General features: G+C 57.0%; 12 protein-coding genes and 1 pseudogene. 7 read left to right on the top strand and 6 right to left on the bottom strand.

What is annotated here, in order from left to right; translation table 11 throughout:
- The first annotated feature begins 135 nt into the window (after nucleotides 1–135).
- Nucleotides 136–537, top strand: coding sequence for a hypothetical protein (locus DJ73_RS13745; RefSeq protein ID WP_094527142.1), 402 nt, complete (start codon nucleotides 136–138; stop codon nucleotides 535–537).
- 416 nt (nucleotides 538–953) lie between these two features.
- On the opposite strand, the gene DJ73_RS13750 is transcribed toward DJ73_RS13745, so the two are convergent.
- Entirely contained in the window at nucleotides 954–1,373 is a 420-nt protein-coding gene (locus DJ73_RS13750; RefSeq protein WP_094524310.1) for a DUF5518 domain-containing protein, read from the bottom strand.
- Nucleotides 1,374–1,551: 178 nt separating this feature from the next.
- Here DJ73_RS13750 and DJ73_RS13755 point away from each other — a divergent pair, with 178 nt between their 5' ends.
- The 3 genes from DJ73_RS13755 (at nucleotide 1,552) to DJ73_RS13765 (ending at nucleotide 4,538) form a co-directional block, all read left to right on the top strand.
- Entirely contained in the window at nucleotides 1,552–3,096 is a 1,545-nt protein-coding gene (locus DJ73_RS13755; protein WP_094558239.1) for a bacterio-opsin activator domain-containing protein, read from the top strand.
- A gap of 147 nt (nucleotides 3,097–3,243) precedes the next feature.
- Entirely contained in the window at nucleotides 3,244–3,588 is a 345-nt protein-coding gene (locus DJ73_RS13760; RefSeq protein WP_094524312.1) for a winged helix-turn-helix domain-containing protein, read from the top strand.
- Nucleotides 3,589–3,683: 95 nt separating this feature from the next.
- Nucleotides 3,684–4,538, top strand: coding sequence for a CPBP family intramembrane glutamic endopeptidase (locus DJ73_RS13765; protein WP_170938239.1), 855 nt, complete (start codon nucleotides 3,684–3,686; stop codon nucleotides 4,536–4,538).
- 312 nt (nucleotides 4,539–4,850) lie between these two features.
- Here DJ73_RS13765 and DJ73_RS13770 read toward each other — a convergent pair whose 3' ends face one another.
- Entirely contained in the window at nucleotides 4,851–6,338 is a 1,488-nt protein-coding gene (locus DJ73_RS13770; protein WP_094524314.1) for a sensor histidine kinase, read from the bottom strand.
- 953 nt (nucleotides 6,339–7,291) lie between these two features.
- Between DJ73_RS13770 and DJ73_RS13780 the strand changes: the two genes are divergently transcribed.
- Nucleotides 7,292–8,329 (top strand): HAMP domain-containing sensor histidine kinase, encoded by a 1,038-nt coding sequence (locus DJ73_RS13780; protein WP_094524316.1) that lies wholly within the window; start codon nucleotides 7,292–7,294, stop codon nucleotides 8,327–8,329.
- A 69-nt stretch (nucleotides 8,330–8,398) separates the two neighbouring features.
- Here DJ73_RS13780 and DJ73_RS13785 read toward each other — a convergent pair whose 3' ends face one another.
- Nucleotides 8,399–8,971, bottom strand: coding sequence for a response regulator (locus tag DJ73_RS13785; protein WP_094524505.1), 573 nt, complete (start codon nucleotides 8,969–8,971; stop codon nucleotides 8,399–8,401).
- Nucleotides 8,972–9,267: 296 nt separating this feature from the next.
- Nucleotides 9,268–10,125, bottom strand: coding sequence for a CPBP family intramembrane glutamic endopeptidase (locus DJ73_RS13790; protein WP_176451141.1), 858 nt, complete (start codon nucleotides 10,123–10,125; stop codon nucleotides 9,268–9,270).
- An 898-nt stretch (nucleotides 10,126–11,023) separates the two neighbouring features.
- Between DJ73_RS13790 and DJ73_RS13795 the strand changes: the two genes are divergently transcribed.
- Nucleotides 11,024–11,449, top strand: a complete 426-nt coding sequence (locus tag DJ73_RS13795) for a universal stress protein (RefSeq protein WP_094524318.1) — start codon at nucleotides 11,024–11,026, stop codon at nucleotides 11,447–11,449.
- Between the two features lie 386 nt (nucleotides 11,450–11,835).
- On the opposite strand, the gene DJ73_RS21270 is transcribed toward DJ73_RS13795, so the two are convergent.
- Nucleotides 11,836–12,135 (bottom strand): TRAM domain-containing protein, encoded by a 300-nt coding sequence (locus tag DJ73_RS21270; protein WP_343124817.1) that lies wholly within the window; start codon nucleotides 12,133–12,135, stop codon nucleotides 11,836–11,838.
- On the opposite strand from DJ73_RS21270, the gene DJ73_RS13800 reads away from it, so the two are divergent.
- Nucleotides 12,136–12,705, top strand: a complete 570-nt coding sequence (locus tag DJ73_RS13800) for a type IV pilin (protein WP_094524319.1) — start codon at nucleotides 12,136–12,138, stop codon at nucleotides 12,703–12,705.
- A 198-nt stretch (nucleotides 12,706–12,903) separates the two neighbouring features.
- On the opposite strand, the pseudogene DJ73_RS21225 reads toward DJ73_RS13800, so the two are convergent.
- Nucleotides 12,904–13,014, bottom strand: a pseudogene (locus DJ73_RS21225) (AAA family ATPase); the annotation flags it as partial.
- Between the last annotated feature and the right edge of the window lie 132 nt (nucleotides 13,015–13,146).

Consider the following 13,146-nt stretch of genomic DNA (forward strand, 5'->3'; position numbering starts at 1 on the left):
TCAGCGGAGTACCTTTGACAACGGTGGGCGTCACGAGAGACGGACTAGTCGGTGTCGTAGAATGTAGCCAATTTGGATGAACGGACTCATCTCGTGTGGCGAAATTTTATGTTTCATCGTTCTTGACCGCAATTTGTGACCGAACAGCCCTCCAATACTGAGATAGATATCGGACTTATTGCCCAGACGATCTTCGTTCTCGCAGTGGTTATCGGCATCCCTTCGGCGTTTGCGCTCGATGGACAACTCCGCTCTCTCACCTTCGTAATCCTAGCCGTCCTGCTGCTCGTAGGCTTTCTCGTCGTCGGTTACCGCCACGCACGCCGACAGAAGTCTCTTCACCAGCACATCGCTTTTTTGATAGTTTGGTTCGGTGGTTTCGCTCTAGCGGACCGGCTCGCCCGCATAGCAAGCAGCCGGCTCCCAGAGCCAATTCCATACCTCTTGGCGATAGGCGTCACGCTCGGTGCACTGTGGGCCGGTTCACGGCTTGCTTACGGTGGTGCACTGACTCGGGCAGTGTTTGGGTCAGACTGAGACTTCAGTAGGAGACTAAACTGGTAAGTCGAGGTTCGGATACTCCCAATACAAGCGTTCTATGTCGCATTCACAGACACGTTCTGTCGGTTAGTTCGGGATCTAGATGGTGAAATATCGTAGCCCCCGGCTGACTGTATCCTCTCTATTCGGCACGCGATACTTGTCAGTTTCAGAGGATTTCAACAGGGCCATCTGTTCTTTTCGGGTGGGATTGTGTCAATACTCCTCACGAGCATTTTAGCTATCCTTGCGGCTGGTGCCTACGAGCGGACAAAAAATTTGACTGTGCCAATCACGACGCACGCAGGCTATTGGCTCATGTTCACCACTATTTAGCTGGAGTTGGGGGCGAAGTCATCCTTTTTAATTAACAAGCCGGGAGCAAAGCAAGCGAACAACTCATTATCACTTGATCACGATGCTTGGTCGACTCCGAAACCACCGACAGTGTTTGCTGCCCAGCCACCAATCCGACCAAAAATAAGGCCGAACACCGGCGAGAGACACAGAATCATCACGACGGCGATAAGGAAGAACACGATCGTGTTGAGTGACCACGCTACAGCCGTGGCTTCTGTAAGGATAAATCCAGATACCGCAACCACACCACCTAGAAAGCCAGCACGGAGCCCAGCAGCACTCGGCCCTACCGAGCGCTTAGCCGCGATGGCGCCCGCGACCATTGGCCCAACTATTATTGCCCCGCCACCAGCAGTCGCTTCAGAGTTCGGAAGCCAATTTATTACAGCAGTTGCGGGTAGTGCAGCTATTGTTCCGAGAATCACAACGCGCCAGGTTTGAGAAATTCGACGGCCTTGGGTGTTCGAGGGCATACCCTGTATTCTACAACTATACATTTAATCCACTTCTTGGGTTGCTGACTCTGAAACAGCGACAGAACAACACCGGTGTCAGTGACCAGTATCTAAGTTGTAAACTGCGGTTTAACCGGACAACACGTATAACTAGCCGACGGGAAAACACCGATAGAACGAGGAGGTCCCTACGTGAATGGAGTTGGAACATCGTCTCGCAGAAGCACCGATGGGAGTTATCACCGTCCGAGATGGGGTGGTGTGCGCGTGGAATGATCGGGCGGCCGATATCCTTACAACTGACACACCTGACGGTGAGCCAATTGCTGGGGTGTTTCCCCAGTCGGTCGAAGGGTCGCTCACAAAGGCGTTCGAAGGGACATCGATATCTGATGTAGCATTCGAAGAGTACTATCCAGAAGTCGACCGCTGGCTGTCAGTGTCAGTTGTTCCTGACGACGATGCGGCAACTGTCTACGTTACCGACATCACTGAAAAACGCACCAACAAGCAAACGATCGAACGGCTTCGTTCGGAGTCCGAGCGGGCCGAAATGGTCGATACTCTGATCGCCGACGTGCTTGAGGGGTTGGTCGGAGCTACGTCTCAGGGCGCGGTCATGGAGACTATCCGGGACCAACTGGGGACATCGGACCAGTACCGGTTCGTATGGACCGGTGAGTACGCCGTCGACGGCGACGAACTCGTTATGAGCGGCGTTGCGGGTGAGCAGGGAGAACTGTTCCCGGCGGTCCGCGAGGCAGTGAAAAGTGGACAGGCTACCCCGGAACGGCGAGCGGTCGAACAGCAGCGCCCCAAACTGGTGCAATCGTTAAGCGAGAATCCATCAGTCCCGGACGCGGTTCGTGCCGCTGGATTCGCGGACGGAGTCCAGTCGGTGTTCGCGCTCCCGTTAGTGTACGGCTCCAGCGTGTACGGCGTTGTCGGTGTCTATGCGGGAACCGAAACCGCATTCAGCGATCACGTACAGGCCAGCTTTGAGACACTCGGTGAACTAGCAGGGTACGCGATCAACGCGACACAGAATCGGAAGCTATTGTTTTCCGACACCCTCACGGAGGTTACGTTCGGGCTCACAGAGAACTCCCCGCTGGTACGTGTGAGCGACACCTGCGAGGCGGAACTCACGCTTGAGGGGACCGTAATGCCGAGTGAGACTGGTCTCACGTGTTTCCTATCAGTATCGGGTTCCGATCCGGACACCGTCGTTGAGACCGCCGAAGCGCTACCGAGTGCGCAGGATGGTCGTGTGATTCGCCAATCGGACGCTGAGCGCGGCCGGATCCAGGTGACGCTGGGTGAGGAAGTTCCGCTCGTTGCGGCAATCAACCGTGGTGCGACGATACAGACGGCGGTGTTTAACGGCGATGACAGTCAGCTGATCGTCGAACTGTCTCCCGACACGAACGTGCGTCGGGTGGCAAACGTGCTCGACGATGACGGACCGGCACCCGTTCTCGCACGACAGGACAAAACCCGCTCGCCGACGACCACGCGGGAATTTCGAAACGATCTGAACGACCGGCTTACTGACCGACAGGCGACCGTCTTGCGGACGGCCTATCTCGCGGACTACTTCACCTCCCCGCGTGGAAGTACGGCCGAGGAGGTTGCGACATCGCTCGGAATCACCGGATCGACGCTGCTCCACCACCTTCGGGCGAGCCAGCGAAAGCTGCTGGACGCGTTCTACGACGAACACGACGACAGTAGCGGATAGCGGTCGGGATTCGCCGGGTCGCGGCCAATCGACATGCGGCCGCTTGCTCTCACACGAAGGGGAGTCTGGATAGTTAGATATCCTCGCTGCGGAGACTCTGAATACTGAGCATATTCCACCAAGCGTGTTCCGTTACATCGTAGCCACATGGCAGTGCGACACAAGTCGCGCGGCGACCGGACTGAGGAACCGACAGACGAGCTATCGACCGAAGAGCTGCTCGACCTCTTCGGCGACGAGTACACCCGGCGAGTGTTCGAGGCAGTCTCCGAGCAGCCTCGCGGCGGACGCGCCGTCGCGCAGGCGGCCGATGTCTCGCGGCCGACGGCTTACCGGCGTCTCAATGAGCTTCAGGACGCCGGACTGGTCACGAGCGAGTGTTACGTCGCACCTGACGGCCACCACCGAGAGCAGTTCAGCGCCTCCGCGCAACATCTCTCCGTGTCGCTCGATGGTGGTGACATCGACGCGACGATCAGTCTGAGCTGCTAAGTCGAAAAGCGATTTACGCCGAACAGATGAGCACACGCTTGCGACCAGTCAGTCGTATCGGGTCCGAGGTATCGGTCAGCGGGGCGGTGGTGCGAGTGGTCGTAGCAGCGGTGATGTTCGTCGCGACATTTGCCGCTGTAGGGCTGGTACTCGCTCAGCTCTCAACTCCGGACGTGTTGACTAACCTTCCGAATCAACTTCCAATGCTTTGTGGGGTAGCAGCGGTGGTACTCGTCATATCCTACGCGTTCGAAACTACCCCCGCCGCGTACGGGCTCTCTCTGGGTCGGCAGTGGCTCAATGATTTCGCCGGCGGTGCCGTAATCGGCGCGCTGTTTCAGGCTGTTTCGACGGCCGCGATTCTCGCTACCGGGAGCGGGAGGATCGTTAGTTCGTGGTCAATGGGGGTTTTCAGCGACCCTGTGACCGTCGGACTCGCGATCGGAGCGACGGCCGCTGCGTTCGTTATTGTCGGGTTGTGGGAGGACTTCATCTTTCGAGGCGTACTGATCCGTGAGCTCGTTGTCGGGCTTACGTCTCGCCAGGTCTCGAGGCCGGCTGCCACGGGGAGCGCGGTCGTCGTATCGGCTCTCGTGTTCGGAGCGATTCATTTGAACGCTGGCGCGGCGGGACTCTCCGCGTCGGTTGCTGTGGTACAGGCGGTGGTCGGAGGGCTGTATTTCGGTCTCGCGTACGTGCTCACCGACAGTCTCGCGCTTCCGGTCGGCATCCACTTCTCGACCAATCTCTGGACGTCGGTCGTATTCGGGCAACCGGAGAGCGGGTATCCGGCGGCGTTCCGACTCACCCGACCGTTCGATCTCGGTGCCGATCTCATCGTCGTCTTACTGCTCCCGACGGCCGTACTCATCGTGGCGATTATGTTGTGGGTTCGAGTCACGCGGGGTGAAGTTCCAGAAGCGTCACTCCGGCCAGTCGGGGAACGTTGATATCGGGGTCGAGGTGACAGATCGCATGACGGATGCGAAGCCGCACTTCGATCGCACCCCCGTTCACTTCGCACGGCACTCATCGCTGTGGCGACCTCAGTTCTCACGACGGGACTCGTCATCGCCGGTGAAGACGGAGTAGGATTTCCGATGTTTGTTCTCACGCTCTGTATCTGTGCGTATGCTTTCATCTCGCCGCTATTCGGCAGACTGTAAGCAGGTGACGCTCTTCAGGGCGCAGACAACAACGCGCTACCAGTCCGAGTGAGCCTAGAGAGATACGTCGAGATTGCGGGTTAGACGGGTCCACACTCAGTTCGGAAACTCAATGACAGCAGCCGTGCCACCGAGGTGACTTGGTTTGAACTCCAACGTCCCTCCGACGGTCTGGATTGCCCAGTTCGCGCCCCACAATCCGAAGCTACTCCCGTGAGCAAGATCCTCCTCGGTACCGGACTCAATGACGTCGAGTTCAGTTTGTGGGATACCAGGACCGTCGTCTGCGATAACTACTTGTACGCCGCTCTCGTCCCGTGAGCCGGTGATTTCGACGCGTGGCGGCGTTCCGTCGCTGTGTTCAATTGCGTTCTCGACGAGTTGTTCAATCGCGTACCGGCACAGACTAGGGTCGGCATCAAGGGTCACAGTAGGAAGGGTGACGCTCGTTTCAGCCTCACCAGTGGAGTCGGTCACGTCGGCAACGACATCATTGACTATCTCCTGAAGCGGCGCCTCTGTTTGCTCCGGTTCGGAGCGTTGCATCAGCGTCTCGAGCCGGCGAGCCTCGGTACTGAGTTGGTGAAGTTGGTCAGCACTTCGGACGATCGGCGTGTTCTGCGTCTCCTCGGCGTGGGCTTTGATAACATCAAGTCGGTTGCGGAGATTGTGTCGAAGGACTCGGTTGAGTACTTGAAGCCGTTGCTGTCGGATTTCCCTGTCAGTCACGTCGAACAATGTGATAGTGAGACCGAGGAGCTCATCGCGATCGTTTCGAAGCTCAGTGATGCGAGGATCAAATTGGCGCTGTCCGTTCGTGGTTTGACATCGAATTGTCTCGCGTTCCGTGAGTAATTCTACGCCAAAGTCAGTCACCTCGCTGATCTGTACACCCGCGCCGATAGTGCCAAAGTGATCTTCAGCCGCCGGATTGACGCGAGCAACACGCCCGTCGCGATCAACGACGAATACCGCCTCATCCATTCTGTTTACTACCGCACGTTCTCCGAGCGTGCCGGTTCCAGGACGATCTGAGAGAATGGAATATCGGGACATACCGAACCAGATCACGACAGCTACCAATCCCAACCCCGTTCTAGCTAAGATGTCATTGAGCCACGGAGTAGACGGGCGAGTGGTTTGGAAGACCAGCAACGGGATAGCGACTGGCGCAACGGCCAGCAGCCCGTCTCGCCAGGTGAACCGATCGTGACGGCGCGACGTTGACAGCACTAACCACATCGCGGCAAAGGCGATCGCTAAAAGCGATAAGAGGAGGACAGACGAGGTGACACTCAGTAGTTGCCGCTGCCCCATAGCGAGGTTGAGCGGGTTATACAGTGCGATAGATTCGAGCCCGACGATCAAAATGCTGAGTCCGGCCGCAACAGTAATGCGACGACGCGTTACCAGCGTTCCCCGGCCCACGTATCGAAGCGCGAATACCGTCCACGGGAGGACGATAGCAGGAAATAGCAGACCCATAGTGCGGTCTGCTGCGGAGTCGACCAGCTGGACGCCAATCGTTTCGAACACGAGGACGCCAGCGTAGACGAATCCAGAAGCACCGAATAGCAGAGACATGACACCAAACGGAACGGCCAAGTCGGCATATGCGCTAGCTGCCGGCCCTCGCCGTTGGAGTGCCACAGACCCGGCGATGATACAGGCAAGCCCGGCGAGTACGGGGACCAGCAAGCGACCCGCCAGTTCGACAGTGAAACTGACCACGGATAGTGTACTATTATACTTCGATCAACCTGTTAATGATGGTATTTTCGAGTGGTGCGTTGATTTACACAGAAGTGTTTGCCGAGATCCCAGTTGCCTCACAGTCCCCTATCATTGCCGGCTTCTGACTCGATGAGCACCCACAGTATGATCGTTGTTAAGAAGGATAGCACGACGCCACTGGTCGGAGAGAGGATCACCGCACCCAAAACGAGCGAGGTGATCATCCAAAGTACAATTCCCGCTCCCCGATGTCGCATGACGGTAGATTGGTAAGTAACCCGTTATGCCCGTCGGAGAGTGTCTGTCCCAGAAACAGGCCAATTCAACTAATCTGTTCGGAGTGATTCCAACCCAGAAACACGCCGACATCAATATATCAGCACATACTGATGATCTGGTATGTCGCAATCAGCGAATGTATTCCGCAGTCCGGTCGTTCGTTGGGGCATGCCCGCTGTGACGGCCACTATTATCGCAGCTATCGCGTTCCTCGTCGTCGAAGATCAGATACTTAGATTAGCGATGTTGGGGGTTGCCGTCGCTGACTTCCTTGTCACGCCACAGATATTGAAACGCGCCGCTCGGAGCGCGTAGCCGGTTCACAAATGAGATAGAGTTATCTGGTTATAGGAGCTAACATAAAAAGAGTGTTTCTGGCTCAGAAATAAGAAATAATATTAAACAGGTTGCCGGGCCAAAGTGATGATAGGTGTTGTATCGGGTGGTGGTCCAACCAGTTACCATGCGCACTCGCACGGAGAAACGGGCGCGGTAACAATGCCAAATAGAGATGTGAGCAACCGATGAGTGATGATCGTCACACGGCGATTCCGTTGCGTGAGTTTCCGGACCCCGCGCTCGCATACACCGTCGACGGTGACGATGCTCGCGTGACCGCCACGAACGACGCCTTCGAGCAGCAGTTCGAACAGGAGCTGGTGGGCGGACGCGTGTCGACGATATTCGACCGGTTCAACAGCTACAATACGACCGGTGACCGGGAGCCAGTCTCACATCTCGTCCGCGGCGATCGGATCGGCATCCGTCTGGACGGATACGGCAACCGAGGCCCGTTCTTCGCTCGCGTAATCCCGTCGGACGACGACACCGGGTATCTAGTGTTTACCGACCTTCGTGAGTGTCCCGACGAAGGTTACTCACCGGGCGTTGACCAAGTGAGCAGCGTCATCAGCCATGACCTCCGGAACCCGCTCGATGTCGCGAAGGCCCATCTCCGTGCAGCACAGGAGACCGGTGACCCCGAGCACTTCGAGTCGGTCGCTGACGCACACGATCGGATGGAACGGATCATCCGTGATGTCCTGACGCTGACGCGCGACGATGCTGTTGTTCAGCCCACAGAGGAGGTCGCAATCGAGACCGCTGCGAGAGACGCGTGGGAGTCGATCGATACCGAACAGGTCGAACTGACGGTTTCGGAGTCGCTACCGACGGTCACCGCGGATCCCGATCGCCTCCAGCGGTTATTTGAAAACCTGTTTCGGAATAGCGTTGAACACGGTGTCGCGACCGACGAAACGGGGAACGATCAGCCGACAAAGGCACCAACAAAAGGTCGTTCAAACGGCCGAGACGGGCAGACGAGCGAGAGCACGACCGTGGCCGTTCACCCATTCGAGGGTGGATTTTATATCGCGGACGATGGGCCCGGTATCCCGTCGACGGAGCGTGAAATCGTCTTCACCCCCGGATATTCCACACGGAGTGGTGGGACCGGTCTTGGCCTAGCGATCGTCGACCGAATCGTCGAAGCACACGGCTGGGATCTGACGCTCACAGCAGCGGATGACGGCGGTGCGCGGTTTGAAATCAGCCATTAGTCAGGGTGTCGGGGGAGGCGACAGAGACCTCTTTGATCAATCAGCCCCGGTCGCGCCTCTCGCCGGGGATCAGTACCCCTCGCGCTCGATACCGGTGAACCGGTCTAACAACTCGTCTGCGTCGGGTAGAAGTCGACAGATGCGGTCCCGCAAACGGTTGGCGTGCTCGTTGAGCGACGAGAACTGGTCGTGGTCCTCGAGACGGTCCTGTGGCAATTCAGCGGCGATAACCGCTCGCTTCGATTCGACTCCGAAGTATTGGCCGAGGAGTTCGTATGCGAGAACCTGACATTGCTGGTCGACAGCGGTCCTGATATCCGCGCGGTCAACCGGTTTACAGAGGTAGTCGTCGAACGGGAGTTCGAGGAGTTCCAACCCCGGGTCGATTGCGGTCACCATGATAACTCTGGTGTGAATATCATACTCTCGTAACTCACGGAGAATATCGTCACCAGACCGTTCCGGCATGTGCCGATCGAGGAGAATTACGTCCGGCGGGTCAGACTCGTCGACCGCAGACAATGCCTCAGGACCGCTGTAAGTAACTGTGACGTCAGCCACTGCGTCCAGCCGGAGGGCGTACGCGTCGGCGACCTCTTTCTCATCGTCAACGAGCAGCACCCGCGGCCTGTCAACGTACATGTCGGCCGTCACGTGGTGTCGATACTTACTACAGCGTTTAATAGCTGTGGCTTCCGAGAAGGTCTCTCCCGGGGATACAGGCGTAACAGCGGTCTACGGGATCTGTGCTCGCCCCAGAGGGTGAGCCGCCACTCGGTGCGTGTCACCGACCGCACAGCGTGGCAGAAGCGAGGCACATTTGAATTGTCGTCCGTCAAGCCGCTCAGACGAGGATTGTGATCTCCAATCGATTCTCGACGACCGAAAATCGGAGTGATCGTTAAGTAGCAATTTGGAGTACCAATCCCGACGCGACGTCAATCGGCTGAGTGACTTTCCTGACCGGGTTGACCCGTGAGCTGCCCTGGGATATCAGGGAGACTACGGTCACGAGTTAGCGTTTGAGACCCAGCGTATAGCGTGATTGCGACCGCACAACAAAGATAGAAGATAGCGTCACCAGAAAGGGTCTCAAAGACCCCAGGCGCACCCCCGGTCGGATCGCCGACAGGAGGCATATTATGCGACGCGTGCGCGATCATTACGGCCGGAAGCGCGCCGTTTGTGCTGTTGTACAGCCATCCGAGAATGACGGACATCATCGTGATATTCAGCATGTACTCCCAAAAGACGGTGAAGTTGCCCGCCCCGCCGAGTATCATCGGAACATGCCAGAGCCCCCAGATAATGCCGATGAACACGCTTGCCGATATCGCCGAAAAACGGCGCTGGAGACGAGGTTGAAGAAATCCACGCCATGCGAGTTCCTCGATCGCGCCAGCGAGAAGAAGTGTAACCCCGAATGTGATGAGATACGCGAGAGGCGGCGCTGCTGGAACCCTCACGTCTCCGCCACTGACGAGCGTAACGATGGTTTCGAACTCCGTGCCGAGCACCATGATCCCAATCCCGGCAAGATACCAGTGGATGCCGACCCGTAGGTTGCGGAGTTGTCCAAGCCAATCGCGAATGCTCTCGTCGACGATCCAAACAGTGAGACCCGCGCTCATCATCGGCGTCCACGCGTAGACGATCGCCGCAGTGCCGGGCAGCTCAGATCCGAAGACCGCATACAGCATCGCTGCGACGGCAGCGGATACCGCAATCAGTACGAACATGAACGTTCTAACGGGGCTCGCAGATGCTCGCTTTGTGAGTGCGGTGAGCCGGCTCATCGATCTTCCCCACAGGACCATGACGCGAGGTGCGCACAGACACAATTGGATTGACGACACGACCCGAGTTGGGTGATGAACCGATGGCGCTGCGTTAATGCCTGATCTGGACCCGGCATGGCTGAGCTCATGATGACGCCGCAATTAAATCCGGTTTACGCATTTCTGCCTGTGAAGTACCGCTACAGGAATTATACAGTCAATATTTGGATTTATTGCGGAGGCATGGACGAGTCGAAATCCAAGCGTTACAACACTGAGGCGACGGGCGAAGAAGCTGAAGGCAATCAGTTAGTTATCTCGTGGTTTGAGGTTTTATAGAGATTCGAGGAGAATACCTACGGCTTGAGCTGCAGGACGAATCCGACAGAACCCTACACGAACCACTGTTCGGTGGCATTCCCGAGTTTCCAAAGCCCGCAGTTTCAAATGGTGTCAATTCGTACTAAAGAGTAAGATCAGGTCGGAACGGAGCGATTCCGAACGGCCTTGGGAGGCGGCCTCGCCGCCGCTAACGAGACAATACCCGAAATACCAACACGGTGAACGCGAATGCCAGAAACGTTCGTCTGTGCCTGTCGGTTGAGCAAGTCCAAGTGTACCAAGTCTGTCGACGTGTTAGCGACTCCCTCCTGGGAAAAACAACAGATGAGTCAACGGCATTGAGGATAGAAGTAACGGCGGCTTGGCACCGCCAGTCACCCACCGTTTTGCGATGGGTTAAACGATTTCTCGAAGAAGAAATCGGATTCACGATTGCGAACCTGAAACTCCCACCGCTCGGGATTCCTCCGCGTGAACGCGGAGGAGGATGTCAATAGTTGGGAAGTGCCATGTGGATCGGTCCTGCGAGTCAGTAACCCGTACGCTTTTTTGTATCGTCAGACACGGTATATACATGAACGAGGACTTATTCGAACGTATTTTAATTCCGATCGCGAGTCCCGACGACGCTGAAGCGACGGCACGTGCGGTTCGGCCGCACTTAGACTCGGATACGACTCTTATCGTAACACACGTAACCCCGGGAACGGCCGCGGAGACGACAATAAAAACCGGCAGAGATCAGTTCGCAGGAGCGACTTACGAGAAGTTCGTAGACATCCTATACCGTGATGATCTCCAGTTTGAGTGGGCGACGCTTGAAGGGCGCGAGGTCGCGGAGGCACTCACTGATGCGATCGATATGATGGAGGCGACACTCGTCGCCTTCACACCTCGAGATATGGACACGTGGGAGCGGACAATTGCCGGCGACCCGGGAGGTAAACTCATCCGAGAAGCAGACGTTCCGGTGATGGTTTTCCCGAACCAGCAAGCCTGATCGAACCCTCGGAATGCGGCGCTCATCAGCAACTACAGTGTTATAACGCGGTGGCTGACGTGTCACATAGTTTCTTTTAAATATACTGTAAGCGACCTCCCTCTATGAGCGCGGTAATGGACAGTGCAGTTGCAGGTACGCCACAAGTAGCAGTGCTTGCTGTCGTTGGCGCGCTTCTCTGTGGCCTTGTCATTCCGTATTTTCTGCGTTCGGTAAGCTAAGAGAGACAGCGCATCGGGGCCTCCTCGCAAAGATGTTGTCACATTCGGAGCTACACAGCACCGGTCCGTCCCACCCGCTCAACTAAGAGATACATCGAGATCCGCAGGCGAGTCCATACGCTCCCTGACCGCTAGCGGTGGCGCCTAACTCACAGGTGGAGGCGGTCAGCAGCCAGAGACCCGCCTGCAGCCGGAGATAGCTGGGCTACGGGGTATGGTCAACAACAGCGGCAAACGCCACGTTCCTCGGCGCCGTCTCCATCTCAACTGATACTGCTCACCAACGGTTGTCTCCGAGACGATCACGACGTAGCCACGATCGATTTTTGCGATTCCATCGCCCTGGTCACAAAGATACGCAATCTCAACGACTCGTCGCTCACCCTCAGTCACAGCTGAGAGCGGATACGCAGTGGAGTGACCGGAGGCCGAACACTCATATCCCCAACTCCGGTATGAGAACATGTGAGCACAGACCGAGGCGTGTCGTCGGTAATCTCGGTTATTTTGTTAGTCGCCATCGTCGTTGTACTCAGCGGAGCTATTGCAATTGCGGCTTTAGACGTCACCACGGCACTCCGGGAGCCGGCGCCACGAGTGGCCCAGTCGAGCGGCGATTTCGCCCCGCAGGACGGGACGAGCGGGGGTATCGTTACGCTCACGCACATCGCAGGCGATCCTGTCGCGGTGTCTGACACAGAGATTGCCGTGCGTGCCGATTGTGACAAAGGCGTCCGAAGCGGCCGCATTGTGCATCTACCAGCCGGGGCAGGGAATGCAATCCGTGAATCCGACGGCCAGATTGCGGGCGCGAATCTCTTCGATGAACGCTCGCTAAAGGCAGTGGACAACGCTGTTGCAGACGTGGGTGACGGTGGAGCGCTGCTTCAGGGTGGCCGGTACGCTGTGGGAGACACAATTATGTTCCGGATCCCGGAGAGTAAGTGTGCGCTGGCCACCGGCAGCGACGTGTCTGTCCAAGTGATCCACCGGCCATCACAGACAGTTGTGATCCGCAAAACGATGGTCGCGTAACCCCAGCCGGGTAGTGGATGGCTCGTCTGAGGTCACCTCCAACGGTGCCGAGAGCCACCCGCTTCGGTAACACACGCCCCACGCTCACCTGTACTGACCGATCACTCTATCCCGCAGATTAGCCTCGGTTCGTACCATGTTCGCGCCTTCTATTCAGAGGACTGTTTGTCTCAGGCGCTGAGGATTTCAACAGAGACGGATCAGCGCGACCTGCTCCATACTGTGGGGATCGTAGATGAGGCTCGGGTCCTTGCGTTGATCGACCTCGTTGAGGATGATGACGGTTCGCGGGCCGTCGTACCGTTGGAGTGGCGCGTATTAGCTCAGACGTGGTATCAAAACGATATTTAACCGATTTGACCGCTAAGATCACTTTTTTGCCGAGACAGCACTGTGCGCATTCGATTTCGAAACCCCCTCGAGGTTATACAGACTGGAAGG

Source organism: Halorubrum sp. Ea1, assembly GCF_002252965.1.
Taxonomy (GTDB): domain Archaea; phylum Halobacteriota; class Halobacteria; order Halobacteriales; family Haloferacaceae; genus Halorubrum.

Excerpts from the sequence above, each read along its gene's own strand:
- DJ73_RS13770 (WP_094524314.1), bottom strand. The coding sequence starts at position 6,338 with ATGTCTCTGCTATTCGGTGCTTCTGGATTCGTCTACGCTGGCGTCCTC.
- DJ73_RS13785 (WP_094524505.1), bottom strand. The coding sequence starts at position 8,971 with ATGTACGTTGACAGGCCGCGGGTGCTGCTCGTTGACGATGAGAAAGAG.
- DJ73_RS13795 (WP_094524318.1), top strand. The coding sequence starts at position 11,024 with ATGAACGAGGACTTATTCGAACGTATTTTAATTCCGATCGCGAGTCCC.
- DJ73_RS13780 (WP_094524316.1), top strand. The coding sequence starts at position 7,292 with ATGAGTGATGATCGTCACACGGCGATTCCGTTGCGTGAGTTTCCGGAC.
- DJ73_RS21270 (WP_343124817.1), bottom strand. The coding sequence starts at position 12,135 with ATGTTCTCATACCGGAGTTGGGGATATGAGTGTTCGGCCTCCGGTCAC.
- DJ73_RS13790 (WP_176451141.1), bottom strand. The coding sequence starts at position 10,125 with ATGAGCCGGCTCACCGCACTCACAAAGCGAGCATCTGCGAGCCCCGTT.
- DJ73_RS13760 (WP_094524312.1), top strand. The coding sequence starts at position 3,244 with ATGGCAGTGCGACACAAGTCGCGCGGCGACCGGACTGAGGAACCGACA.
- DJ73_RS13750 (WP_094524310.1), bottom strand. The coding sequence starts at position 1,373 with ATGCCCTCGAACACCCAAGGCCGTCGAATTTCTCAAACCTGGCGCGTT.
- DJ73_RS13755 (WP_094558239.1), top strand. The coding sequence starts at position 1,552 with ATGGAGTTGGAACATCGTCTCGCAGAAGCACCGATGGGAGTTATCACC.